This window comes from Pseudoxanthomonas sp. LjRoot143 (genome assembly GCF_964252945.1).
GTDB lineage: Bacteria > Pseudomonadota > Gammaproteobacteria > Xanthomonadales > Xanthomonadaceae > Pseudoxanthomonas_A.
In genome coordinates this window covers 1,565,192-1,588,661 of the sequence record NZ_CAXUPM020000001.1, presented here as the reverse complement: position 1 = coordinate 1,588,661, position 23,470 = coordinate 1,565,192, and the positions used below count along the sequence as shown (strand labels likewise).

19 protein-coding genes are annotated in these 23,470 nt (G+C 62.4%); 10 read left to right on the top strand and 9 right to left on the bottom strand.

Annotated elements, in window-relative coordinates; genetic code table 11:
- Window positions 1–65: 65 nt before the first annotated feature.
- Together copL and ACSQ1W_RS07430 are read right to left on the bottom strand one after the other, a co-directional pair.
- Entirely contained in the window at window positions 66–485 is a 420-nt protein-coding gene (copL, locus tag ACSQ1W_RS07435; RefSeq protein ID WP_046934798.1) for a transcriptional regulator CopL, read from the bottom strand.
- Between the two features lie 176 nt (window positions 486–661).
- The gene (locus ACSQ1W_RS07430; protein ID WP_046934799.1) at window positions 662–1,012 is read right to left on the bottom strand and encodes a helix-turn-helix domain-containing protein; all 351 of its coding nucleotides are present in this window, start codon (window positions 1,010–1,012) and stop codon (window positions 662–664) included.
- Window positions 1,013–1,132: 120 nt separating this feature from the next.
- Between ACSQ1W_RS07430 and ACSQ1W_RS07425 the strand changes: the two genes are divergently transcribed.
- The gene (locus ACSQ1W_RS07425) at window positions 1,133–1,891 is read left to right on the top strand and encodes a hypothetical protein (RefSeq protein WP_228903388.1); all 759 of its coding nucleotides are present in this window, start codon (window positions 1,133–1,135) and stop codon (window positions 1,889–1,891) included.
- Window positions 1,892–1,911: 20 nt separating this feature from the next.
- On the opposite strand, the gene ACSQ1W_RS07420 is transcribed toward ACSQ1W_RS07425, so the two are convergent.
- Window positions 1,912–2,964: a DNA-binding protein gene (locus tag ACSQ1W_RS07420; protein WP_054668669.1), complete on the bottom strand. Its 1,053-nt coding sequence runs from the start codon at window positions 2,962–2,964 to the stop codon at window positions 1,912–1,914.
- A 262-nt stretch (window positions 2,965–3,226) separates the two neighbouring features.
- Here ACSQ1W_RS07420 and ACSQ1W_RS07415 point away from each other — a divergent pair, with 262 nt between their 5' ends.
- Together ACSQ1W_RS07415 and ACSQ1W_RS07410 are read left to right on the top strand one after the other, a co-directional pair.
- Window positions 3,227–4,804, top strand: a complete 1,578-nt coding sequence (locus ACSQ1W_RS07415; protein WP_046932181.1) for an ATP-dependent nuclease — start codon at window positions 3,227–3,229, stop codon at window positions 4,802–4,804.
- Complete coding sequence (locus ACSQ1W_RS07410; RefSeq protein WP_046933399.1) at window positions 4,782–5,870, top strand: UvrD-helicase domain-containing protein; 1,089 nt, start codon at window positions 4,782–4,784, stop codon at window positions 5,868–5,870. The genes ACSQ1W_RS07415 and ACSQ1W_RS07410 overlap by 23 nt, the downstream gene beginning before the upstream one ends.
- Window positions 5,871–6,151: 281 nt before the next feature.
- Here ACSQ1W_RS07410 and ACSQ1W_RS07405 read toward each other — a convergent pair whose 3' ends face one another.
- From ACSQ1W_RS07405 to ACSQ1W_RS07380, 6 genes are all read right to left on the bottom strand, one after another.
- A complete protein-coding gene (locus ACSQ1W_RS07405) occupies window positions 6,152–6,427 on the bottom strand; it encodes a hypothetical protein (RefSeq protein ID WP_046933400.1) in 276 nt (91 codons plus the stop codon).
- A gap of 9 nt (window positions 6,428–6,436) precedes the next feature.
- Window positions 6,437–9,625 (bottom strand): efflux RND transporter permease subunit, encoded by a 3,189-nt coding sequence (locus tag ACSQ1W_RS07400; RefSeq protein ID WP_046935219.1) that lies wholly within the window; start codon window positions 9,623–9,625, stop codon window positions 6,437–6,439.
- 8 nt (window positions 9,626–9,633) lie between these two features.
- Complete coding sequence (locus tag ACSQ1W_RS07395) at window positions 9,634–10,584, bottom strand: efflux RND transporter periplasmic adaptor subunit (RefSeq protein ID WP_436042607.1); 951 nt, start codon at window positions 10,582–10,584, stop codon at window positions 9,634–9,636.
- On the bottom strand, window positions 10,581–11,858 hold the full coding sequence (locus tag ACSQ1W_RS07390) for a TolC family protein (protein WP_056878741.1): 1,278 nt from the start codon (window positions 11,856–11,858) through the stop codon (window positions 10,581–10,583). Before ACSQ1W_RS07390 ends, ACSQ1W_RS07395 begins: the two co-directional genes overlap by 4 nt.
- A 412-nt stretch (window positions 11,859–12,270) precedes the next feature.
- Complete coding sequence (locus ACSQ1W_RS07385) at window positions 12,271–12,888, bottom strand: cation diffusion facilitator family transporter (RefSeq protein ID WP_046932167.1); 618 nt, start codon at window positions 12,886–12,888, stop codon at window positions 12,271–12,273.
- On the bottom strand, window positions 12,885–14,069 hold the full coding sequence (locus ACSQ1W_RS07380) for a DUF3703 domain-containing protein (protein ID WP_127170488.1): 1,185 nt from the start codon (window positions 14,067–14,069) through the stop codon (window positions 12,885–12,887). Before ACSQ1W_RS07380 ends, ACSQ1W_RS07385 begins: the two co-directional genes overlap by 4 nt.
- Window positions 14,070–14,168: 99 nt before the next feature.
- On the opposite strand from ACSQ1W_RS07380, the gene ACSQ1W_RS07375 reads away from it, so the two are divergent.
- The 7 genes from ACSQ1W_RS07375 to ACSQ1W_RS07345 all read left to right on the top strand — a co-directional run bounded on the left by ACSQ1W_RS07375 (window position 14,169) and on the right by ACSQ1W_RS07345 (window position 23,418).
- Window positions 14,169–14,591: a MerR family transcriptional regulator gene (locus ACSQ1W_RS07375; RefSeq protein ID WP_046932166.1), complete on the top strand. Its 423-nt coding sequence runs from the start codon at window positions 14,169–14,171 to the stop codon at window positions 14,589–14,591.
- Window positions 14,588–15,856, top strand: coding sequence for a site-specific integrase (locus ACSQ1W_RS07370; protein WP_046932193.1), 1,269 nt, complete (start codon window positions 14,588–14,590; stop codon window positions 15,854–15,856). The genes ACSQ1W_RS07375 and ACSQ1W_RS07370 overlap by 4 nt, the downstream gene beginning before the upstream one ends.
- A 24-nt stretch (window positions 15,857–15,880) precedes the next feature.
- Window positions 15,881–18,898, top strand: a complete 3,018-nt coding sequence (locus ACSQ1W_RS07365; protein WP_046933271.1) for a Tn3 family transposase — start codon at window positions 15,881–15,883, stop codon at window positions 18,896–18,898.
- 64 nt (window positions 18,899–18,962) lie between these two features.
- Window positions 18,963–19,223: a hypothetical protein gene (locus tag ACSQ1W_RS07360; protein ID WP_436042605.1), complete on the top strand. Its 261-nt coding sequence runs from the start codon at window positions 18,963–18,965 to the stop codon at window positions 19,221–19,223.
- 92 nt (window positions 19,224–19,315) lie between these two features.
- Window positions 19,316–19,600 carry an AAA family ATPase gene (locus tag ACSQ1W_RS07355; RefSeq protein WP_436042603.1) on the top strand — a complete coding sequence of 95 codons (285 nt, stop codon included), beginning with the start codon at window positions 19,316–19,318 and terminating at the stop codon, window positions 19,598–19,600.
- A gap of 12 nt (window positions 19,601–19,612) precedes the next feature.
- Window positions 19,613–21,490: an ATP-dependent nuclease gene (locus ACSQ1W_RS07350; protein WP_436042601.1), complete on the top strand. Its 1,878-nt coding sequence runs from the start codon at window positions 19,613–19,615 to the stop codon at window positions 21,488–21,490.
- On the top strand, window positions 21,487–23,418 hold the full coding sequence (locus tag ACSQ1W_RS07345; protein WP_436042599.1) for a UvrD-helicase domain-containing protein: 1,932 nt from the start codon (window positions 21,487–21,489) through the stop codon (window positions 23,416–23,418). The genes ACSQ1W_RS07350 and ACSQ1W_RS07345 overlap by 4 nt, the downstream gene beginning before the upstream one ends.
- The last annotated feature ends 52 nt before the right edge of the window (window positions 23,419–23,470 follow it).

The window sequence follows — 23,470 nt, the reverse complement described above, 5'->3', positions numbered from 1 at the left end:
CGGGTGGCTGGCCTATACAGGCATGCAAGCCACACCAACGGCGCCATTGCGGCGCCTAGGGACGCTTAGCCGATCGGTGGTCGGATCAGATGAGGCAAGGCAGGCGCCGGATGCCCCAAGGGCAGCGGCATGACATCCAGGCCCAAGGCCAGTTGTACCGAAACATGCAGGCGCGCAGGCAATGCGCTCGCGCACGCGTGCACGCAGGCGCACCGGCACGCAGACGACTTGCAACAGTCGGGGCCGGCATGATCGCCGTGCCCAGTGCCAGCCTTTTCAATCGATGTGGCATCGGGATGATGCTCAGCACTGTGATGGGCGACGCAGTCTTCGTCGACTTGCACCGCGGCAGCGACTTCGCTGGCCTGCTCTTCCATCACCGGATTCATACTGACCGACGCAAACGCCGACCACGCCCCGTTAAGCACGAGCATGGCGATCAGGATCAGTCGCAGTAGAAGTGAGGAGGCTGACACGGGCGACATGGTAAATCACTTTAGACAAGGCGCGCGTGTATCGGTCGTGAACAAAATCTCAGGCAGGCCTGAGATGCCGCGCCCCGTTAGTCGCGCTAGCCGCGCCCACTGGTGTTCCATCCGGGGGCGCTCCAAAGGGCCGGGTTGAAGCGAAGTGCTGCCCATAAAGCGAGCGACCGTACGGCCTACTTCTCGGATGTGCTCTCGATCAGCTTCACCAGCTCGCGCTTCTGCTGCTTGCTGAGCGAGCCCCAGCGTAGGAGCAACTTGGCCAGCAGATCATCATCGGTGTACAGCAACGCGGCGGGGATCCCCAACGCTTGAGCCAACCGCTCAGCGGTCTCCAGCTTCGGCTCGTGCTTGCCACGCTCGTACTGGTTGATTCGGGGGCTGGCCACGTGAGGATCCAGACCGGCCCGGATGCCCAACTCCTTCTGCGACAAGCCCGTGTGCAGGCGGGCTTGTTTGAGGCGTCGAGCGAAGGTCGGTGTTGAGTCGACTGACAAAGTCACGCGCGCACCCCATGGAGACCCCATAAGGATGGCGGATGTACCCTGCCTTGCATACTAAGATATTCTTAGCTTTGAGGCAACCGGCGACCCCGGTAGCGCTGCCATCGCCAGGAGCCACGCCGCTCCCTCACCCCCGGAACCCGCATGCCCGGAACCTCGTCAATGACGCCATCTGGGGTCGCCAGCATCGAGGCGTTGGGGCTTCGTGGCACCCTTTTCCTTGCCGCGCTGCTGGCCGCGCAGCTACGACGCATACCGGTGGCGCCCACACGCCGCTCCACCTTGCTGGTGCTGGACGCCTTGCGAGACTTGGCCCTGATCCAAGTTCCCTGGCCAGCGGATCGATGGCAGATCCGACCCGATGCCGAGGTCACGCCCATCGAAGATCTGCAATGGGCTTTCGCCTGGTCTACCCACGAGCGCAGGCACCTGCTCCCGGTGCTGGAAGACCAACTCGGTGATATGGCACACGATGTAGAACTGGCGGACGCAAAACTAGAGCTGTGGGATGAACTTGCACTCTGGGAGACCGAGCAGTTTCTAGAGCAGCAATTGCTCAAACATCACTTCGACCCAGGCTGGGCACGTGATGTGGGGTTCGTGTTTCAATCCGGACCGCGGGGTCTGCCGATCGCGCAGTGGCGCTATTGTTGCTGGGCGGCGGTACGCCAAGGCGCGTCGGTGGCAATGCGTCTTGGCGTGCACGACAGCGCCCATGTGCGCGAGGCCATCTTTCAAGAGGTCAAGAAGCGCTTGCGCTACCTGATGACCAGTTCGCCCCAGCAAGGCATGTTCAAGCCCTACCATCTGGCACCGGAGTCCTCAGTAGCCAAGCTGTTCGTAGACTGGGTCGTACCTATGGAATGGGCGTACTGGACTGGGGAGCGCTATCCCGGCCGCTAGCAGGCAAACGAGTAGCCTCGTTAGTCCGCTCCCCCACCCTGCGTACTGCTGCGCCGGGTTCTCTTCACCGTATTTTGTGCCGGCGTCAGTTGATTCAGCAGGGGCTCCAGCGCTTCAAGACGCGCGTTGGCACGCAACGCATCGGCTTCAGCGCTCTGGCGGCGCTCACGCTCCTGCGCAAGGGTGTCTTGGACTTGAGCTAGCTCGCTGCGCAGGGCATCCAAGGCCTTGACGTCAGTCTTCCAGCGCTCCTGCAGTGCCATGTGGTCCGTTGCGGTCTGGCGCAACGCCACGATCTCGCTGTGTTGGCCTTCGTGGACCTGCCTCAACTGGACAAGCTCACGCTCAATCCGCCCATGGCGCTCCAGCCATTGGCCATTGTCGCGGTTAAGCACCAACAGCTCCTGATTCTTCGCGCCCAAGGCTTCATTGGCCTGACGTAAGGCTACTTGCAGCTCTTGGATCTGATGCTCGTGACGGCGAAGCTCTTGCTCGCGCTGCTCTTTGGTTGAGGCGCGGTAGTGCTCGAGCGCTTCCCGGGCGTGGGCATGCTTGTCCTCCAGAGAACGCGTATGCGCCTCGTAATCAGCCAGCCGCACCGTCATGCCGGCGATGCGCTCATTCAACTGGGCGATTTCCGCGACCTTGTCGCGCAGATTCTGCTGAAGTAGGGCGTGAGCGGCTTGCTCTTGCGTCAAGCTGGTCTCAGTGCGCTGCAGCTGACTGCCCAGGGCAGCGGCTTCCTGTTGGGCGGTGGAAAGCGCTTGTTGCTGACGCTGGAGTTCGGCCCCATGGCGTTCTCGCTCCCTGGTGAGGATCGCTTCTGCCTCCTCTTGAAGTCGCGCAGCCAGGCGCGCGACCAAGTCTTGCAAGGCCTCACTCACGGCCACCGCACGTGACGGACCGCCGCCCTCCTCCTCTTCCAGTTCACGCAAGTAGCGATGGATCGTGGTCTTGGAGCCCGTGTTGCCCAGAGCCACCCGAACCGCGTCCACGGAAGGCTTCTTGCCTTGGGCCAGCAGCGCGTCACGCGCTTTCTGGACATCCCCTTTGTAGAGTCCTGCGCGCGCCATGATGCTGTTCTCCAATTATTTCGTAATGTATTACATACCATGTAATTACATACTAATAAAGAGTGCAGGCGGTCGTTCGGCGGCGGCTTTGCTCAGGCGGGATAATGTTGAATTATCCCGCGTGATCGGCCGCCAGCCGCCTCCGGGGTGTCTCACCCGTACGAAATCCGCCCCACTGGCCCGGTTTAGTATGAACGCCATGCCGGCGTGTCCGGATGGCTCCGGGCGCCGTGCTCGCGCTGCAGTCGTACAGGGATGAACCATGCCGATCGAACGAGTCGTCATCGAGAACTTCAAGGCGTTTGGCCACCTGGATTTGCCGCTCAACCCCCACATGAACCTGATCGTGGGCAACAACGAGGTCGGCAAGTCCACGCTATTGGAAGCTATTCATGCTGTCGTGACCGGCCAATTGCACGGACGAGGCATCGCCTACGAAATCACCCCCTACCTGTTCCACCAACCGGCTGTCGACGAGTATCTGGCACGTCTGCGGGATGGACAGCCTGGTTCGCCTCCGCGGATCGTGATCGAGGCTTACCTCGGACGGGATGCCACCCTGGCTTCATTGCGGGGTACCAACAACTCCCTCGGCGCTGACATGGCCGGCATTCGGCTGCTGATCGAACTCAACGAAGACTATCGCCCCGAGTTCGATGCCTATTTGCGCGAGCACCAGGGGGGCAGCTTGCCGGTGGAGTACTACACCGTCCGCTGGTATTCCTTCGCCAACAATGGCGTCACCGCCCGCAGCATCCCATTCGACTCCACGATAATCGATACCACCAGTGCCAAGACCTTTTCAGGCACGGATCGCTACATCGGCAGCATCATCGACCAGGTGCTTTCTCCGGCTCAGCGCGTGGCCTTGTCGCTGAGTTATCGCCGCATGCGGCAGAGCTTTTCCCAGGAAACGGACGTGGCGGCCATCAACACGTTCCTGGCCGAAAATGCGGGCGATGTCAGCAATAAGACGCTGACCGTGGGTGTGGACACCTCGGCGCGGTCGACGTGGGAGGCCAGTCTGTCTCCCTACCTGGACGATCTTCCTTTCACCCACGCCGGCAAAGGCGAACAGAGTGCGGTCAAAATGAAACTGGCCATGCGCGCGGCCGGTGCTGCGCACGTGCTGCTGGTAGAAGAGCCCGAGAATCATCTGTCCTTCTCCAGTATGACCCAACTGATCGACAAGATCGCAGCTCTGTCCACCGCCCAGCAAGTCATCATTGCAACGCATAGCAGCTTCGTGTTGAACAAGCTCGGCGTGGACAACGTGATCCTCTTCAGTGCACGCGGACACATAAAACTGGACCAACTGCCGACCGATACGCACGACTACTTCATGAAGCTGCCGGGTCATGACACCCTGCGGTTGATCCTGGCCAAGCAGGCGATCCTTGTCGAGGGCCCCTCGGACGAGTTGATCGTCCAGCGAGCCTTCAAGGATCACCACGGCGTGTCGCCGTTGGCCCGTGGCGTGGACGTGATCTCGGTCAACTCCCTGGCCTTCAAGCGATTTCTGCAGATCGCCCAACGCCTGGATATCCCAACCGCTGTCGTTACCGACAACGACGGCGACGTAGCCCTGCTGCAGGAACGCTACGCTGATTTCCTGAACTACATCTACTATGACTCCGATGAGGACGCACCCTCGCTGGAGCAACAATTGATCAAGGCAAATACGCTGGCGCAATTGAATCTGGTGTTGGATAAAACGTTCGCCGATGAGGCGGCGCTGTTGAAGTTCATGAAGGGCAACAAGACCGATACAGCGTTGGCCATCTTCAATAGTCCCCACTCGATCGTGTTTCCGGACTATGTCCAGCGTGCCATCGCCTAATCAGGTACTGCTCTCGGCGGCCGGTTCGGGCAAGACGACGATGTTGGTGCGCCAGTCCCTGGCGCGCCCGCAACGCCGGATCGCCATCCTGACCTACACGCTTGAGAACCTGGAAGAGATCAGGCGCGCGTTTGAACGGCAGGCTGGCGCCGTGCCGGCGCACGTGTCGCTCTACAGTTGGTACAGCTTTCTGCTGCGCGAGTGCATTCGGCCCTATCAGGCGGCGCTGTGTGCCCAGCCCCGCGTGGAGTCCATCCTCTTCGTTGAGGGCAGGACCAACAATCGTGCTCCCCGTAGTCAGGTGGCTCGTCACTATCTGGCCGGCGATCGAATATATTCCGATCGCGCCGCTGACTTTGCCGTGCGCTGCGATGAGCTTACCCAAGGCCGTGTCATCGAGCGTTTGGCGGCCATGTACGACGAGCTCTACATCGATGAGGTCCAGGACTTGGCCGGCTACGACCTGGACCTGGTCGAGCGCCTGCTCTCCAGCGGCATCGAGATCACGCTGGTGGGTGATACCCGCCAGGCGACCTACGCCACCAACCATTCTCCGCGTCACCAGCAATACCGTGGTGTGGCCATGATGGGGCTTTTCCAAGCCTGGCAGGCGCGGAACTTGTGTCAGATCCAGCATCGGGTGATCAGCCACCGCTGTGCGCAGTCGCTGTGTGATCTGGCCGATGCGCTGTATCCGCAGATGCCGCGCACCGAGTCAGGAAATAGCGAGCTGACCGGGCATGAGGGCATTTATGTGGTGGCACCCACTCTGGTGCAAAAATATGTACTGCAGTTCGCGCCCACCGTCCTGCGTTACGACCGGCGGGAAGCCTGCGATGGCTATCCTGCGGTCAACTTTGGACAAGCCAAGGGACGGACATACTCCCGCGTGCTGATCTATCCCAATGGCCCCCTGGCCCAGTTCCTGCGCACCGCTGACGCCTCCCGTATCACCTCACCGGCGAAGTACTACGTGGCGTTCACGCGGGCCCGGCAAAGCGTGGCCTTTGTCCTGGCAGGCGCCTGCGCCTGGCCAGGGCACCAAGTCTATGAGTCCCGAGACTAGTCGGGTGCTGCTCCCACGCTGCCGGCGCGCCCGGTGGGCTGCACAAGGCGTTGGTGTTCGGCCTGGCCTTTGGCCTGCTGGCGCTCTCTGGCGCACTGCTATGGCGAGCACGCGCTCCTCCGTGCCCAGCCGACCCCAGGCTGGCCGCCACCTGCACGCGATTGCGACGGATCAGCGTTTGGGTTGTGGGGCGTAGCAGCGCTCAGCACGACCTTGGGAACGGTGTTTGCCTTCGGTTGGATTGGTTGAGGGTTCGGAGGGCGGCAATGCCGCCCTCCGCTTTACCTCTTTTCGATAGGCCCACGGGTCGGTTGCGTCGGTGCCGGCCTGGGATCGTTGAATGTCAGGTGTAGTTCTGTTACGCCGAACTGAGTGGCGAGAATCTGGCCCACGACGGCCTGCACTGTGGCCAGGTCCACCGCCGATGAGGCCACTGTCACCGTGGCCTGAATGCCCAGCCCGGATGCGGCAGGCATCCACCGCAGATCGTCGACCGCCTTCACCCCGGGATCGGCGAACATCGCCGCACGCACAATTTCCAGGTCAGGCTTGGGCATGATGCTGCCTCATGCGAGCGCCGTGGTCGGGAGAACGGGCCGGTCGCGCTCTCGGTGTAACCACCGGTACAGCACGGGCAATACAAACAGGGTCAAGGCGGTCGAGGACAAGATGCCACCGATCACCACGGTCGCCAGGGGCCGCTGGACTTCCGAACCCGCACCGACATTGAGAGCCATCGGCAAGAAGCCCAAAGAAGCCACCAGCGCGGTCATCAGCACCGGACGCAGCCTGCCGAGCGCACCATCGCGCACGGCCTCATCCAGCGGATCGCCTTGTTCGCGCAGGCGTCGGATGAAGGCAATCATGACCAAGCCGTTCAACACCGCCACGCCCGATAGGGCGATGAAGCCCACGCCGGCGGAGATGGACAACGGAATTCCGCGCAGCGCCAGCGCGATGACGCCGCCGGTCAGCGCCAGCGGTACCCCGCTGAACACGATCGCAGCGTCCTTTGCCGACCCAAAGGCCATGAACAGCAGAGCAAATATGAGAGCCAAGGTGACCGGAACGACTACGGAAAGGCGCTGGCTGGCGGAGATCAATTGCTCGAACGTGCCTCCATAGGCCACCCAGTAGCCTTCCGGCATCTTCACTTCCTCGCCGATTTTGGTGCGCAAATCTCCCACGAAACTTCCCAGATCGCGTTCGCGCACATTGGCCGTGATGACCACGCGTCGCTTGCCGTTCTCGCGGTTCACCTGGTTCGGTCCACGCTCGACTTGGATGGTAGCGACCTCACGTAACGGCACGGTCCGAGGGCTACCGCCACGCCATGTCGCCTCACGGCTGGACTCATCGGGACTATTGTCCTCGGGCAACGGAATCGGCAGGTCTGCCAGCACCGCCGGATCTGAGCGCAATGTTTCGGGTAGCCGGACCACGAGAGCGAAGCGACGATCGCCTTCAATGAACTGGCCCGCTACCTGACCACCGATAGCGGTGGCCACCGTCTCCTGCACATCTCCTGGATTCAATCCATACCGTGCCAGCGCTACCGGGTCTGGGGTTACCGTGAGCAACGGCAGTCCGCTCACTTGCTCAGACTTCACGTCCTCAGCACCAGGCACTTCACGCATTGCCCGCTCGATGCGGCCAGCAAGTCGTGCGAGCTGATCCAGATCATCGCCATAGACCTTGATCGCCACGTCCGAGCGGACGCCGGAGATCAGTTCGTTCGTGCGCATCTGGATGGGCTGGGTGAACTCATAGTTGCTACCGGGGATTTTCTTGGCGGCTTGCTCCAGTTCTTCGATCAACTCTGCCTTGGGCTTGCGGGGATCTGGCCACTGATCCCGCGGCTTGAGCATGAGGAACGTGTCGGCCATCGAGGGGGGCATCGGATCGGTGGCTACCTCGGCGGTACCGATCTTGGAGAAAATGTTGGCCACCTCGGGAAACTGCGCCAATCGCTTCTCCAATGTTTCCTGCATCGCCACCGATTGCTCCAGACTCGTGCCTGGAATCCGCATCGGCTGCAGCGTGATGTCGCCCTCATCCAGGCTGGGCACGAACTCCGATCCCAGCCGCGTGGCCAGGATGCCGCACGCGACCACCAGTACCGTGGCGCCGCCCAGTACGGCCAATCGACGGCGTAGCGCCCAATCCAGCAGCGGCGTGTAGCGAGCTCGTGACCAGCGCATCAGTCGGTTATCGTGCTCGGCCACGCGTCCACGCAGGAAGGTTGCAATGGCCGCTGGCACGAACGTCAGCGACAGCATCATCGCGCCGGTCAGCGCCAGGACGACGGTAATGGCCATGGGGTGGAACATCTTCCCCTCGACGCCGGAGAGGGCAAAGATCGGCAGATAGACGGCCGCGATAATGCCCAGGCCGAACAGGCTCGGTCGAATGACTTCCGCCGTTGCCGAAGCCGTCAGGTCATATCGCTCTTGATCGTTGAGTTGCCTGCCCAGCGCATTCTGCGCCTCGCCGAAACGACGCAGGCAGTTCTCGATGATGATGACCGCACCATCCACGATAAGCCCGAAGTCCAACGCGCCCAGGCTCATCAGATTGCCCGATACGTTGCCTCGCACCATGCCGATGATGGTGAACAGCATGGCCAGCGGGATCACAGCTGCGGTGATCAACGACGCCCGGACATTGCCCAGTAGCAGGAACAACACCACCACCACCAGAAGCGCGCCTTCGATCAGGTTCTTGGCAACGGTCCCTATGGTGCGATCTACCAACGCCGTGCGGTCATACACCGCCTTGGCGTGCACACCTTCGGGCAGACTGGCGTTGGCAGCCTCCAGCTTGGCCACAGCGGCCCGAGAAACGTCGCGACTGTTGGCGCCAAACAGCATAAAGGCCGTACCGACGACCACCTCATGCCCGTTCTGCGTGGCCGCGCCGGTGCGCAGCTCCTTGCCTTCGCCAACGGTGGCGACATCGCGCACGCGGATCGGGACGCCATCACGACGATCCAGCACGATGCTGCCGACCGCGTCCACATCCCGTAGCTGGCCCGGTACGCGCACCAGGAACTGCTGCCCGTTGCGCTCGATGTAGCCGGCTCCCACGTTCTGGTTGTTGCGCATCACCGCGCCAACAACGTCTTGGAGCGTGAATCCCAGGGCTACCAGTTGCGCTGGATCGGGAGTGATGTGGATCTGCCGTTCAAAGCCACCGATGGTGTTGACCTCGGTCACCCCAGGCGTGGTGCGCAGTTGCGGGCGGATCACCCAATCCTGCAGCGTCCGCAGGTCCGTGGCCGTGTACGGGGAGCCATCGGGCTTGCGGGCATCGGGCTCGGCTTCCACCGTGTACATGAAGATCTCACCTAGACCGGTAGAGATCGGCCCCATCTCAGGATCTAGCCCCTCAGGAAGCTGAGACGTGATTTGCTGCAGGCGCTCGGCGACCTGCTGGCGCGCGAAGTACAGGTCCGTCCCATCCTTGAAGACGACCGTCACCTGCGATAACCCATAGCGAGACAACGAGCGGCTGTAGTCCAACTGGGGCAAGCCGGCCATCGCCGTTTCAATGGGGAATGTCACCCGTTGCTCGGCTTCCAGCGGCGAGTAACCTGGCGCCTGGGTGTTGATCTGGACCTGGACGTTGGTGATGTCGGGCGTGGCGTCAATGGACAGCTGACGATAGCTCCACACGCCGAGCGCAATAAGCGCTGCGGTCAGTACCAGCATCAGCCAGCGATGGCGAATGGAAAAATGGATGAGGCGTTCGAGCATGGCGGGCCTCACTCTTCTTCTTCGACGGTGGACTTCTCGATGTCGGCCTTGACCAGGAAGCTCTGGGCCACCACCACCTGCTCACCGGCCTTCAGGCCTTCTAAGACTTCCACCCGTTCGGCGTCGCGTCGGCCTAGCTTCACCGGGCGCGTGTGATAGACCTCGCCCTGTTGCACGTACACCACGTCCCGATCTTCGGCGGTCTGCAGCGCGGTCACGGGGACTACCAGATCCGCTTCTGCGCGATCAACGGTAATGCGTGCTTTAACGGCGGAACCTGGCCGCCAGCGTCCATCGGCATTGCGCAAGCTCGCGCGTGCGATCGTGCTTTGGCTGGCCGTGGCGGTGCCGGGCAGCACGCGTTCCAAGGTCGTCTGCTCGGAAACGCTATCACTCAATCGGCTCACGGTCACCGGCACACCAGCTTCGATGTGCCCGGCGTCCCGTCCGAAGATATGCAGATCTACCCACAAGGTGGACAGATCTGCGATCTCGAACAAGGGCGCGCCTTCGGCGGCAGACGTGCCGACCGAGGCGGTCCGCGCCATCACCACGCCGCTTATGGGGGCGGAAACGGAATAGGTCGTCAGGCTCAAGTTGCTCTCCACCGTCGCGAGCACCTGTCCTGCCTTGACCTGGTCGCCCACGCCTACGCGAACGGCACGCACAGGACCGGGGAAACGTGCAGTCACCAGGGCGATGCGACCTTCGACCGGCGTAAGCAGCCCTTGGACTTCCTGCTCATCGGCGATCTGGCCAGGACCCACGCGGGCGGCGCGGATGCCGGCGGACTGTGCCGTTTGGGCCTCGATCGTGGTCTGTTGGGGCAGTTCTTCGTGCTCGCCTTGTTCTTCGGCCTCATGGCCTTCTTCGGCCTCGCCACGGGCATTGGGTGCCGGGCCACTACAAGCCGTCAGGGCCAATGTCAGGGCCAGCGCGATCCAGGGGAAACGGCTCATGGGGTCAACTCTCCGGAGGTGGCGGCAGCGGCAGAGGCAACCATGGCCTGGCCGGTGAGCCGTTGGATTTCGATGAGGGCACGTTGCGCATCGAGCGCGACGTCCAGTTGTTGCTGCAGAGCTGCGGTCCTTTCGGACTGCAGCTGCGCCCATTCCAGATAGCTGATGGCCCCAGCGCGATATGCACGCTCGGCCGCTTGCTCAGCCTTGGTCAGCTTGGGCAGCACATCGTCTTGAAGACGGGCCACTTCGTCACGGGCGACGGTGTAACGGCCGTGGGCTTCGACCAGGGTGGAATACAACGCCATTCCCTGCGCCTCACGTTCGATCGAAAGCACTTCCAACTCCGCCTCAGCGGCACGAATCTCTGGTTGCGCCCGGCTTCGAGCACCCAAAGGCAGCGAGATGCCCCCCACGAGCGCGGTGTCGCTTGTGTCCTGCATCCGACGCACGCCGACTTGCCAAGCCAGATCCGACGTGCCTGCTGTGCGAGCCAGATTCAAACGTGCTTCGGCAATGCGCCGCTCGTCGACAAACTGGGCCAGCTCGGGAGAACGCTGCAGTTCTGAGGAAAGGGTTTCCAGAGAACCGATCGCCGGTAGTGCGAGCGGGTTGCCAGCGACCGGCGCCGACACGGGTTCACGCTCCCCCCAGAGGGCGGCCAGATGCTGGCGTGCAGCGCTGGCTTGCTGGGAGGCCCTTGCTTGGGCCAGCTCGGCTCTTGCCAAGGCAGCCTGTGCAGTCAACAGCACCGACTCGGGTGAGGCGCCGGCCTGCACACGTTGACGAGCAGCGGCCACGGTACGCTGGCGCTGTTGGATATCGACTTGGGCAATCTTGGCGGCCTTGTCCGCTGCAACCAATGCCAGATAGCGCCGCGCCGTTTCAGCCAACAGATCCAGCCGACGAGCTTCCCGCTGAACAGCCAGCGCATCGATGCGGCTCTGCGCCAGGGCCCTGCGCGCATCCAGTTTCCCGCCTCGCTCCAGCACCGAGCTCAGACTCACGGTGAACTCGGCGCTGTCCAAGCCTCTCGCATCTCCGGTACCCAGGGCATTCTCCACCTCGGCACCCAATGTCCAAGGCGGGCGCTGATTGGCGCCCTCGTGCTCGGCCGCCAGTACCGCGGTACGTGCCTGCACCAGGCGCAGGTCTGGATGGGCTTGGGCAACGCGGTCGAATGCGTCGTCCAATGTCATGGGGTCGACCGCCCAGGCAGGTATCCCTGCACCCAGCAGCAACCAAGCGGCCAGCGCCGCACGTCGCACTTGCATAGCAACACTCCAGAAGTTCAGACCAAGGGTTAAGGACTGGCCTACGCCAGCGCTTGGCCCGCAATAGGCGGTCGGAACGGATCGACCAATGGCCCTGTGGGCACCGTCTCCACCGCGTGTGGCTCTACGGCCTGCTGCATCGGAGCAGGAGGTGGCGCCCAAGTCATCGCCGGAGCGGCGACTGCGTGCGCGCAGCAATGCGCGAGTTGATGCAACTGATGGAGCGATTTGCCCAAGGCGCTCTCATCAGCGGCCGCGTGGGACGTCATCAGCACTGCGTGAGCGCCGGACCACGTATGGGCTGCCTCGTGCATTTCGCCCACCGCCGTAAGCACCGGGTGCCATATGGCACCCAGTGCCAGGCTCAGCGCCAGCAGCCAGCGGAACGCGGGCAGAGCTCGCACACGCATCTTCACGCGGTCGGCTTGCCCACTTGCGTGCTGGCCCGACGTGCGTCACGCAGGATCTCGATGGCTTCCTTGATCACGTACAAACCGATAAGGGTGCCAATCACATAGTCGGGATAGGGATTGGCCAGCCACCACACCAGTACGCCCGCAAGAATGACGCCGATGTTGGCCACCACGTCGGCTCGGGTAAACAGCCACGTTGCTCGCAGATGGACCTCCCCGGACTTCAGCGGCGAGAGCATGCGCAACACGATGACGTTGACTACAAGCGATAGCAGCGCGGTGCCGATCATCCATCCGCTGAGTGGTTCGGCGCCCTGTAGTACCCGTCGTCCGACCTCCACCAGCACGCCAATACCCAGCACCAGCAGAATGCTGCCACTGAGCCAAGCGGCATTGGCCTTGAAGCGGGCCGTGCGTCCGATGGCCACCAATCCAATGGCGTACGCGGTGGCATCAGACAGCATATCCAGCGCGTCAGCCAGCAGACCTGTGGAATGGGCAATCCAGCCGGCGATGCCACCAATGACGGCCATGGCCGCGTTGAGGACCAAGGCAATCCACAGTACACGTCGCTCCTGGGCGTTCTTGGCCTCGTGATGGCAGCCACAGTCACTCATCGGGTGTTCTCCATGTAATTACGCAGTTCTGAAGGAATCGGCATCGTGCGCAAGGCGTTTACCCGAGCGCCACCGGTATTGCCTTTAGGCATCCACACCCATGTCAGGGTCGCAGCGGCCATCAGGCGCAGCAGTTGTCCAGCCATTTCGCGCATGTCGTGGGCTTGCCACGCCCATCTTGCGAACGCCCAATGACTACGCACGTGCAAGCGCGTGCGGTGCTGCGAGAGCACGTGGGCCAATTCGTACCGTTTGTAGGCCGTCGTGAGATCGCCTTGTTGTAGCGCTTGATCGCCTTGCCAAAGATATTGCGCAAAGGCCGTATCCCGTTGATCTGGAGCCTCGTTAAACGGCCAGCACATCTGCGCCCAATAGCTGGCAGGCATCGTTTCCTCGCGCAACCCGACCTCGCCGGCGCGCAGCGTTTCAGGGCGATCAAGGAAGGTGCCGCACAGACGATCCCAGATCATGAAGAACTCGCCGAAGTTGACCTGGGCATCTTCATAGTCACGCTTGTGATGCCACCGATGTACTTCGGCCACGCCTAGCCAGCGACGTAGCGGGCCAACGCGGTAGTCCAAGTTGGCGTGTTGGAAAGCCAGTTGAACACTCATCAGTGTCAGCCACGCACTGATCACCAGCGGCGGCGCACCCAAGGCGACAGTCAACCCCAAGCCCGGGCCGGCCATCAGCAGTGCACTCAACGGGTGACGACGTTCTCCATTGAGCCAATACAAGCGCTCAGCGCTGTGGTGGATAGCGTGCAGTTTCCATGCCCATCGCACCCGATGACTGAAGCGGTGCATGGCATACAGGCCCAAGTCGATCACCAGCCCCGCCAGCAGCATCTGCCCGATCAGGGGCCACTGGGTCGGCCATAGGCTGCCGGCGGGCAGCAGGCCGCGAAAGGCATGCAATCCATAGGCGGTGCCGGCCAGCAGGCCAAAGTTGACGGCGCCATGCATCAAGTCGGCTTTGAGGTCGCCTTGGCTATGGCGCCAAGACGGCTCGTAGGGCTGCAGCCACTCCAGCAGCGCCACCATGGCAATGCCCGCGGTCGCCAGGATCGCCAAGGTTGGCCAAGCCGGCAGGCCATCGGCCAATACTGCGGCCGTGCCGGCCAGAACCGCGCCCATCAGGGCGGGATACGCGGCATACCGGATCAGGCGTGAGCGCAACATGGAGAGCTCCGGACACGGGTAGAGGCGCGCGGGCGGGAGGCTGGCGGCTGGACAGGGGGCAAGGTAAAGTCCGTAGCTACTACAGAGTCAAGTCGCCACATGAAGATCAGTCAGGCCGCCGAGGCCAGTGGGTGCCATCTGGAAACCATCCGCTATTACGAGCGGATCGGCCTGTTACCCCAACCTGGTCGCACCGGCAGCGGGTATCGCGTTTACGAGCCTGCCGATATCGAGCGTTTGCGCTTCATTACCCGCGGCCGGGATCTGGGTTTCAGTCTGGAAGAGATCCGCAGCCTGCTGCAGTTGTCCGGGGACGACCAGATGTCCTGCATGGACGTAGATCGGCTGGCACGCAGTCATTTGGCTGATATCCAGGCCCGGATGGAGGATCTGCGCAGGATGGCCCGGGAACTGGAGCGGGTGATCGCCAGTTGCCATGGCGGACAACGTGCCGAGTGCACGATCCTCTCTACGCTGCGACAACCGGCCGGTTGCGCGTCGGCGGAGTGCTGCCAGGCGTGAGCGATGTGGACCGCTACCTCGAAGCGGCCACGCGTCAGAACACGCAGCGCAGCTATGCCTCGGCGCTGCGCCACTTCGAGGTCGAATGGGGTGGCCATCTGCCGGCGACGCCCGATAGCGTGGCCCGCTATCTGGCCGAGCAGGCCCCCAAGGCAGCAATCAACACGCTGAAGCAACGACTGGCAGCACTGGCGCATTGGCACGCCGAGCACGGGTTCGTCGATCCCACGCGTACGCCGCTGGTACGCAAGGTCCTCAAGGGCATTCAGACGCTACACCCCCGAATCGAAAAGCAGGCCACGCCGTTGCAGCTGGCCCAGCTGACCCAAGTAGTCGGGTGGCTGGACCAAGCCACGCTGGCGGCCCAGGAGCGCGCCGACCACGCGTATGCCTTGCGTGCCATGCGCGACAAGGCGCTGGTGTTACTGGGCTTTTGGCGAGGATTCCGCGGCGATGAGTTGATCCGGCTGCAGATTGAGTACTTGGAACTGGTACCCGAGCAGGGAATGATCTGCTTCCTGCCGCGCAGCAAGGGCGACAGACAGTCGGCAGGCAATACGTACAAGGTGCCTGCTCTGTCGCGCTTGTGCGCGGTCAGTGCCACGCAGGCCTGGGTGCAGGCAGCCGCGCTAACTCAAGGCCCGCTGTTCCGGCGTGTCGATCAATGGGGCAACGTCGGCAGCCAAGGGTTGCATCCGAACAGCCTGATCCCCTTGCTGCGCGACCTGTTTCAGTCCGCAGGTCTGGAGGCCGTGGGAGGCTACAGCAGCCATTCCCTTCGCCGGGGCTTTGCGGGCTGGGCCAATGACAACGGCTGGGACGTGAAAGCCCTGATGGAGTACGTCGGATGGCGAGACGTGCACTCGGCCATGCGTTACATCCAGGGCCGCGATCCGTTCGCCCGCCAACGCGTTGAAGCCGGCCTCCAGGCCGCGCCGCCCCCCGCGCTCGCCTCGGCGGCGCTGCCAGCGCCGGCCGCGACCGTGAGCCTGACGCTGCGCCTGCTAGTGAGCCCGTTTACGCCCCGAGGCAGGGGCGCTGGCCGCGCTCGGGCACGCATTGAGGCGATGTGCCTATCCCCGTTTCAAGCCCATCGGCTTGATGCCGAGGGAAGCGAGTACCGACTCACGATGCCGGTGGTCGACGCCGCGGACATGGACGAGAGGATGGCCATGCTGCTGGATGAGATGCATCGCGTTGCCGATAACCACCACTGCTTTCTGGAAGCCTCCGTGCGCGCCGAGGACGGGCGTCACTGGGATTGACCTCAACCCTGACCAGGGCACTGCATGGCGACGCTGCACGAGACCGCGTATCCGCGCCTGAAACCTGATCCCACGGCCAAGGAACTGGACGAGATTTACACGCCCAGCGGCGGCGAAGTGCGCCTCGCACGTAGCATGGCGACCCAGCCAACCACTCAGTTGGCTGTGCTCATTCACCTGAAGATGTTCCAGCGGCTGGGCTACTTCGTGATCCTAGCCGATGTCCCAGAACGGATTCGGCAACATATTGCCCAGGCAGCCGGGCTGCGCCGGGCGCTATCCATCCGAGACTTGAATCGCTACGACGTCTCCGGCGCTAAACGCGCCCATATGGCGCGCCTGCGAAAGTTCCTGCGCGTTCGTCCGCTGGATGTCAGCGGGAGGGAATGGCTGGCAACGGTGGCCCAGGCCGCCGCTCAAACCAAGCATGTCATCGCCGACATCATCAACGTGCTGCTGGAGGAGCTGGTTCACCATCGCTTTGAGCTGCCGGGCTTCAGTACGCTGGAGAAGATTGCGGTTCAGGCCCGCGAGCAGGTGCATGAGCAGTATTACCGCAGCATCAATGAGGCCTTGACCGCGCCAGCCAAGAGCTTGATCAAGGAACTGTTGGCCGCACCGGCCAATGCCACATATACCGGCTGGAATGCGCTAAAGCGCGAGCCCAAACGGCCCACCAATAAGGAAGTGCGCTTTTATCTGCAACATATCCAACGCCTGCAACATCTGGCCCAGCAGTTGCCGGCCGTGGATATTCCGGTTCCGAAGCTGAAGCAGTTCCGCGCCATGGCGCGTGCGCTCGATGCCAGCGAACTGGCCGAACTCAAGCCGGCCAAGCGCTATGCCTTGGCGACGATCTTCATTCGGTCCCAGTACGCCAAGACATTGGACGATGCGGCCGACCTGTACATCCGGCTGATGCAGAACCTGGAGAACACGGCCCAGCAAAGACTGTTGGCCTACCAAGTAGAGCACGGCAAGCGTGCTGATACGCTTATCGCGCAGCTCAAGGAGATCCTGCAGGCTTATCAGATCGACGGAACGGACACACAGCGTGTGGATGCCATCGGACTGAGTCTGGTGGCGGACATTTCCACACTGCTGGCCGAATGCGATGAACATATGGCGTACGCAGGCCGCAACTACCTGCCATTCCTGATCCAGCCTTACAGCGTTGTCCGCCCGTTGCTGTTCAACTGCCTGGAGATCATGCAACTGCGCTCCACCAGCCAGGACGCGGGCATGGAACGCATGATCGCTGCTCTGCTGTCGCTCCGCGGTCAGCGGCGGGACATGATTGAGGCCAGCTCGATCGGTCTGGATGTTGAAAAGGATCTGGGCTGGTTGTCAGTCAACTGGCGCAGGCACGTCTTCGGCCGCAAAGCGGACTCGCTGGGGCCGGGCTGGGTGCATCGCAAGTACTTTGAGCTAGCTGTGCTGGCCCAGATCAAAGACGAACTCAAATCCGGTGATCTGTTCATTCCCCACGGGGAGCGCTACGACGATTACCGAGAGCAACTGGTGGATGAGGCCACATTCGCCCAGGAACTGGAGGCCTACGGTGAGGTATCTGGTCTGGCCACCGAGGCCAGCGAGTTCGTGCGCCATTTGCAGCAAGAGCTGAGCTCACTGGCCGACACGGTGGATGCACGTTTTCCGGAGAACGTCCACGCCGATGTGGTGGATGGGCGCCTGGTGCTCCGGAAGCTGCAACGGCCTGAGATCTCCAGCGCCATTGCCACGGTCGATGCTCTTATCACCGAGAGGCTGCCGGCGATGAGTATCGTAGACGTGCTGATCGATGCGGCTCAATGGCTCAAGCTGCACCGTCATTTCCGGCCGATTGCGGGCACCAATGCGCGCGTGGACGATCTCATGCGCCGGGTGATCACTACGCTGTTCTGCTACGGGTGCAACCTGGGCCCGACCCAGACTGCGCGCTCAATCAAGGGCTTCAGTCGGCGCCAGATTTCCTGGCTTAACCTCAAGTACGTCACTGAAGACACGTTGGACAAGGCGATCGTGCAGGTGATCAATACGTTCAACAAGTTCGATCTGCCTGGCTACTGGGGCTCGGGCAAGAGTGCGTCGGCCGATGGCACCAAGTGGAGCATGTACGAGCAGAACCTGCTCTCGGAGTACCACATCCGCTACGGTGGTTATGGCGGCATCGGCTACTACCACGTCTCTGACAAGTACGTGGCGCTGTTCAGTCACTTCATTCCGTGCGGTGTGCACGAAGCGATCTACATTCTGGACGGATTGCTGGCCAACACGTCTGATATCCAGCCTGAAATCGTGCATGGGGATACCCAGGCCCAGAGTTATCCGGTCTTTGGTTTGTCCTACCTGTTGGGCATTCAGTTGATGCCACGTATTCGCAACATCAAGGATCTGACCTTCTTCCGCGCGGAGGCGGGTCGCCCGTACAAGAACATCCAGGCGCTGTTCGGCGACAGCATCGACTGGGGCCTGATCGAAACGCATCTGCACGACATGCTGCGGGTCACGGTGTCGATCAAGTTGGGCAAGATCACCGCTTCGACGATCCTTCGCCGGCTGGGAACCTACAGCCGGAAGAACAAGTTGTACTTCGCCTTCCGGGAGCTTGGGAAGGTCATTCGCACGCTGTTCTTGCTGCGCTACATCGATGACGTGGACATGCGTCGGACTATCCAGGCGGCCACCAACAAAAGCGAAGAGTTCAATGGCTTCGTCAAATGGGTTTTCTTCGGCGGAGAAGGGATCATTGCCGAGAACGTGCTTCATGAGCAGCGAAAGGTCGTGAAGTACAACCAGCTCGTGGCCAATATGATCATCCTGCACAACGTAGACCAGATGACACGCACGTTGGCCAGCCTGCAGGAGGAGGGGATGGAGTTGAATCCCGAGGTTCTGGGCGGCTTGTCGCCGTATCGGACCAGCCACATCAATCGGTTCGGAGACTACACGCTCGACCTGGAACGTAAGGTCGCGCCTCTCCAATTCACCGAGATCGTTTTGGAGCCCCACTGGACGCAGATCGCCGAGCCGAGAGGGTAGCGGACTCTGTCTATTCAGTTTCGACGCGAAGTGCTAATAGGCCACTTCGTGGCCTCAGCGGCGTATGAAGAAGAAAAGCACGCAACATCAAAAACTTAAAACGGATTCGGCTGTATTTCTCACGAATCCCTGCCGACCCTCGTCCTGGAACCCGACGGCAACTTGGCGCAAGTACCGCAACCGGCTCGGCGTGCGCGCGATGATCAACCAACTGGTGCTCGCACCCGACGGCCGCGCCGAACTGAAGAAGCTGCTGGGCTGGTTCGATGCACAAGGGACGGCGGTCGAGCTCGCCGTGCTCGAGCACTTCGCACGGGCATCCTGAGCCGGGCCGCGACGCTAGGGGCTCCGACGCCGGCGCCGCCGTCGAAACGTTAAGATGCGAGCGTCAAGGAAAGGCACGTCACGGGGGATGGCATGCATCTGGAGTCAGTTTGCGTCAGGAACTACCGCCGTTTGCGGGATGTGCGAATCGAGATCGATCCGGAGACGTCGATTTTCGTCGGGGCGAACAACAGCGGTAAGACATCCGCCGCTCAGGTCCTTGATGCGTTCCTGGGCAGCGCCCGCAAGGATCGGTTCGCGGTGCACGACTTCAGCGCCGAGTGCTGGAAAGCCTTTGACGCGATCGGCGCCGCTGCCGATGCGGATGCCCCCCTGCCGACCATCACCCTCGACTTGTGGTTCAAGGTAGCTCCGTAGGACCTGCACCGGGTGATCCGGCTGCTACCGAACCTTGACTGGCAGGATGCGCCGGTCGGTGTACGCCTCGAGTTCGCCCCCCGCAACCAGGCCGAGCTGCTCGCCAACTACCGGCAAGCAAATGCCAAAGCGGCCGAGTATGCGGCGCGGGACGAAGCGGCCTACCACCCTTGGCCCCGGTCCCTTCATGCCTACCTCGAGCGCAAGCTCGGCGACGAGTACAAGATCCACTACTACGTACTCGATCCCCAGCAGTTGGATGCTGATCATCGTCCGCTGCCTGGCTACACGCCCATGGAGCTCGGTGACGCCAGCGAGGCGGGCGCGACCATCATCAAAAACCTGATTCGTGTCGACCTCATCGGCGCGCAGCGACACCTGTCGGACGAGCCCAAGGCGCAGGCGGAAAACCTATCGCGGCGGCTGAGCCGGTTCTATGAGCGGAACCTGGCCAAGTACGGCGACGACTTCCGCGCGGTCGCGGCGTTGGCACGTTCCGAGAAGGAGCTCAACGACCACTTGGAGCTGGTGTTCGGTGGCACCTTGGCCAGCCTCAATGAGCTGGGCTACCCCGGTTTCGCGGACCCGAACCTGGTCATCCGCTCCGCGTTTGATCCTGAGAGCATCCTCAGCCGCAGCACGGCGGTGCACTACACCCTGCGCGATCCCGGCGATGCTGCTCCGGGTGAGAACGCCAAGACCCTGCCTGATAAATACAACGGCCTCGGGTTCAAGAACCTGATCTACATGATCATCGAGATTCTTGACCAGCATCAGCGCTGGGCTGACGAGGAGGATCCGCGCCCCCCTGTCCACCTGGTCCTCATCGAAGAGCCTGAAGCGCACCTGCACGCCCAGCTCCAGCAGGTGTTTATCAAGAAGATCCGCAAGATCCTGCCCGAAGCCGACCTGACTACGCAGATCGTCGTCACCACGCACTCGCCGCACATCATCTACGAGAGCAACTTCAGGCCGATTCGGTACTTCCGTCGCATGACCGACGGCCATTACTCGACCGTGCTGAGTCTGTCCCGCTTCTACGAGGATGAAGCCGCCAGCCGCGATTTTCTTCTGCGCTACATGCGCCTGACCCATTGTGATCTCTTCTTCGCCGATGCTGCAGTCCTGGTGGAGGGCAGTGTCGAGCGCCTGCTCCTGCCGCTGATGATCGATCGTGTCGCCCCGGAGTTGCAGTCCAAGTACCTGTGCATCCTGGAACTGGGCGGGGCGTTTGCGCACCGATTCCGCAGCCTGATCCACTTTCTGGGGTTGCACACACTGGTCATCACCGATCTCGACAGCGTTGAGTCGGTCGCGGCACCGCAATCACCAGATGACGAAGCTGACGAGGATGAAGACAATGCCGGCGAGGCGTGCATGGCCGACGAGGCTGGCGCGGTAACCTCCAATCAGTCGCTGCGGCAGTGGTTGCCCGGCCTCACCACGATCGCGGAGCTGCTGGCCGCTGGTGACGCCAAGAAGTGCCCCCCACCGACCGCAACCGAACCCGCATCCGTGCGCGTGGCCTACCAAACTGAGCTCACGGTGACTTGGGCGGACGGTCACCGACGCATAGCCGGACGCACGTTCGAGGAAGCCTTCGCGTTCGAGAACCTCGACTGGTGTCAGCAGGAAGCGCAAAAGCCACTCGGCCTGAAGGTCGTGCGCCGTGCGGAGCAGACCGTCGGCGAAGTCACGACCAAACTGCACAAGCGGATTCGCGGCAGCGGCTTTCGCAAGACCGATTTTGCGTTGGCCTTGATGATGGCCGAGGGGCCTTGGCAGGTCCCGACCTACATCGCCGATGGCCTGCGCTGGCTCAACGGGCGAGTGGAAGCCGTGGTGGCTGAGCCGGAGGGAGTCGAAGGGCCCGGCGCGGAGGCGGCATGACCCGGCGCATCCACAACCCGGACACGCCCGCGGACACGACTTTGAAGGAAGTCCTGGCGGCAGCAGGTCGCCCTTGTTTCGTGATGCTGGCCGGTGCGGGCTCCGGCAAGACCACCTCATTGGTGAAGGCCCTAGATTTCATCGCCGTCCGACACGGCGCAACCCTCCGCGCGAACGGCCAGCAGGTGGCCTGCATCACCTACACCGAGGTGGCGGTCGCGGAGATCTGGCGTGATGTGGGCAATCTGCCCCTCTACCACGTCTCGACCATCCACAGCTTTCTGTGGGACTTGATCAAGCCCTTCCAGACCAATATCGCGGCGTGGGTCATCGACCACATGCGAGCTCGCTTGGACGAGCTGCGCGAGGAGCGCGATAACTTCGGCGTCCGAGTCCAAGCGCGCACACGCGAACGTAATGCCCAGGCCATCGACCGGTTGGAGCAAGGCATTCCACAGATGGGCGAGGTGCGGCAGTTCACTTACGGCACCGGCAGTAACTATCGGCGGGGCATTCTCGGTCACGACGACATCATCAAGATGGGGCCGGCACTGATCCAGCGCTTCCCGCTGCTACAGGCGCTGCTGGCCCGCAAGCACCCCTTTTTCTTCGTCGACGAGAGCCAGGACACGTTTCCCAATGTCGTGGATGCCTTGCGCACCGTCGCCATCGCCCATCCGGGCCGGTTCACTCTCGGCTTCTTCGGTGATCCGATGCAGAAGATCTACGCCACCGGTGTCGGTAACATCCCGACAGAGGCCGCATGGCGGCAGATCACCAAGCCGCAGAATTTCCGTTGCCCGGGAAAGGTGCTGGACGTAATCAACCGCATTCGCGCCCCAGCAGACGGCTTAGAGCAAGTAGGCGGCCGCCACGAGCATGACGGAGGCGCATTGCGCGCGGTTTCGGGCTCAGCCCGGATGTTCGTGCTCCCGACCGATCAGCATCGCCAGGCAAACCTAATCCGCGTGCGCCAGTGGCTCGCGGACGCCGACGGGGACGGAGGCTGGCAGGACGATGGTGTGGAAAGCGACGTTCGTATCCTGGTGATCGAGCATCGCATGGCCGCCAATCGCCTGGACTTCGCTGATCTGCACGCCGCGTTCGTGGACGATGCCCCGATTGCATTGAGCGATGGATTTCGCGACGGCACCACCTGGCCGCTGCGCCCGTTTCGCGACGTTCTCCTGCCGCTTGCCGAAGCGAGCGTGGCGGGAAACGCGTTCGACGTGATTGCGACCCTCCGCAATCACTCACCGATACTGTCCGCGGCTGCGATGCGCGGCGAGGGCGATCCGCGTGACGTCTTCGCCCGGCTCAAGCAGGCCACCGAGGATTTGGCCGAGATGATGGCCGCGGCCTCCACGGCAACCATTCTGGACGTGCTGCGCTTCGCCGTCGCGCAGTCGATGCTGTCTCTCGATGATCGCCTTGCCGCGTACATCGATGCGCCGCCACAGGCCGATGAGGCCGCCCCGCCGGCGGACGCCGCCGACACAGCGGCGCAAGAGCGGGCTCGCGAGGCTAGCGTGTTGCGAAGGTACTTCGCCTGCCCTGCATCGCAGGCAGCAGGGTACCATCGTTACCAGACACAGATCTCACGCTATGCCACGCATCAGGGCGTGAAGGGTGCCGAGTTTGGCCGGGTGATCGTGCTCATCGACGACGATGAAAGCCAGCACCGCCAGTTCTCCTATGAAAAGCTGCTGGGCCTCCGTCCGCCCTCGCAGGCCGATCTCGACAATCGCGCGCAGGGCAAGGAGAGTGTCTTCGAGCGGACCCGCCGGCTCCTGTATGTCTGTTGCTCGCGGGCCACCAAGGACTTGGTGGTGGTCCTGTACACGGCTGACCCCGCACGCGCCGCCGCCACCTTGCGCGCCGCCGATCTGTTCGCCCCTGAAGACATCCACGAGGCCAGCCAGCTCTGATACTTGCCGGCCGCCGGTTCGGCCCTATGATCTAGGAAACATGGACGAAGGT

Bases quoted from the DNA above. Each gene is read 5' to 3' on its own strand.
- copL (WP_046934798.1), bottom strand. From the start codon at position 485: ATGTCGCCCGTGTCAGCCTCCTCACTTCTACTGCGACTGATCCTGATC.
- ACSQ1W_RS07430 (WP_046934799.1), bottom strand. From the start codon at position 1,012: ATGGGGTCTCCATGGGGTGCGCGCGTGACTTTGTCAGTCGACTCAACA.
- ACSQ1W_RS07425 (WP_228903388.1), top strand. From the start codon at position 1,133: ATGCCCGGAACCTCGTCAATGACGCCATCTGGGGTCGCCAGCATCGAG.
- ACSQ1W_RS07420 (WP_054668669.1), bottom strand. From the start codon at position 2,964: ATGGCGCGCGCAGGACTCTACAAAGGGGATGTCCAGAAAGCGCGTGAC.
- ACSQ1W_RS07415 (WP_046932181.1), top strand. From the start codon at position 3,227: ATGCCGATCGAACGAGTCGTCATCGAGAACTTCAAGGCGTTTGGCCAC.
- ACSQ1W_RS07410 (WP_046933399.1), top strand. From the start codon at position 4,782: ATGTCCAGCGTGCCATCGCCTAATCAGGTACTGCTCTCGGCGGCCGGT.
- ACSQ1W_RS07405 (WP_046933400.1), bottom strand. From the start codon at position 6,427: ATGCCCAAGCCTGACCTGGAAATTGTGCGTGCGGCGATGTTCGCCGAT.
- ACSQ1W_RS07400 (WP_046935219.1), bottom strand. From the start codon at position 9,625: ATGCTCGAACGCCTCATCCATTTTTCCATTCGCCATCGCTGGCTGATG.
- ACSQ1W_RS07395 (WP_436042607.1), bottom strand. From the start codon at position 10,584: ATGAGCCGTTTCCCCTGGATCGCGCTGGCCCTGACATTGGCCCTGACG.
- ACSQ1W_RS07390 (WP_056878741.1), bottom strand. From the start codon at position 11,858: ATGCAAGTGCGACGTGCGGCGCTGGCCGCTTGGTTGCTGCTGGGTGCA.
- ACSQ1W_RS07385 (WP_046932167.1), bottom strand. From the start codon at position 12,888: ATGAGTGACTGTGGCTGCCATCACGAGGCCAAGAACGCCCAGGAGCGA.
- ACSQ1W_RS07380 (WP_127170488.1), bottom strand. From the start codon at position 14,069: ATGTTGCGCTCACGCCTGATCCGGTATGCCGCGTATCCCGCCCTGATG.
- ACSQ1W_RS07375 (WP_046932166.1), top strand. From the start codon at position 14,169: ATGAAGATCAGTCAGGCCGCCGAGGCCAGTGGGTGCCATCTGGAAACC.
- ACSQ1W_RS07365 (WP_046933271.1), top strand. From the start codon at position 15,881: ATGGCGACGCTGCACGAGACCGCGTATCCGCGCCTGAAACCTGATCCC.
- ACSQ1W_RS07360 (WP_436042605.1), top strand. From the start codon at position 18,963: ATGAAGAAGAAAAGCACGCAACATCAAAAACTTAAAACGGATTCGGCT.
- ACSQ1W_RS07355 (WP_436042603.1), top strand. From the start codon at position 19,316: ATGCATCTGGAGTCAGTTTGCGTCAGGAACTACCGCCGTTTGCGGGAT.
- ACSQ1W_RS07345 (WP_436042599.1), top strand. From the start codon at position 21,487: ATGACCCGGCGCATCCACAACCCGGACACGCCCGCGGACACGACTTTG.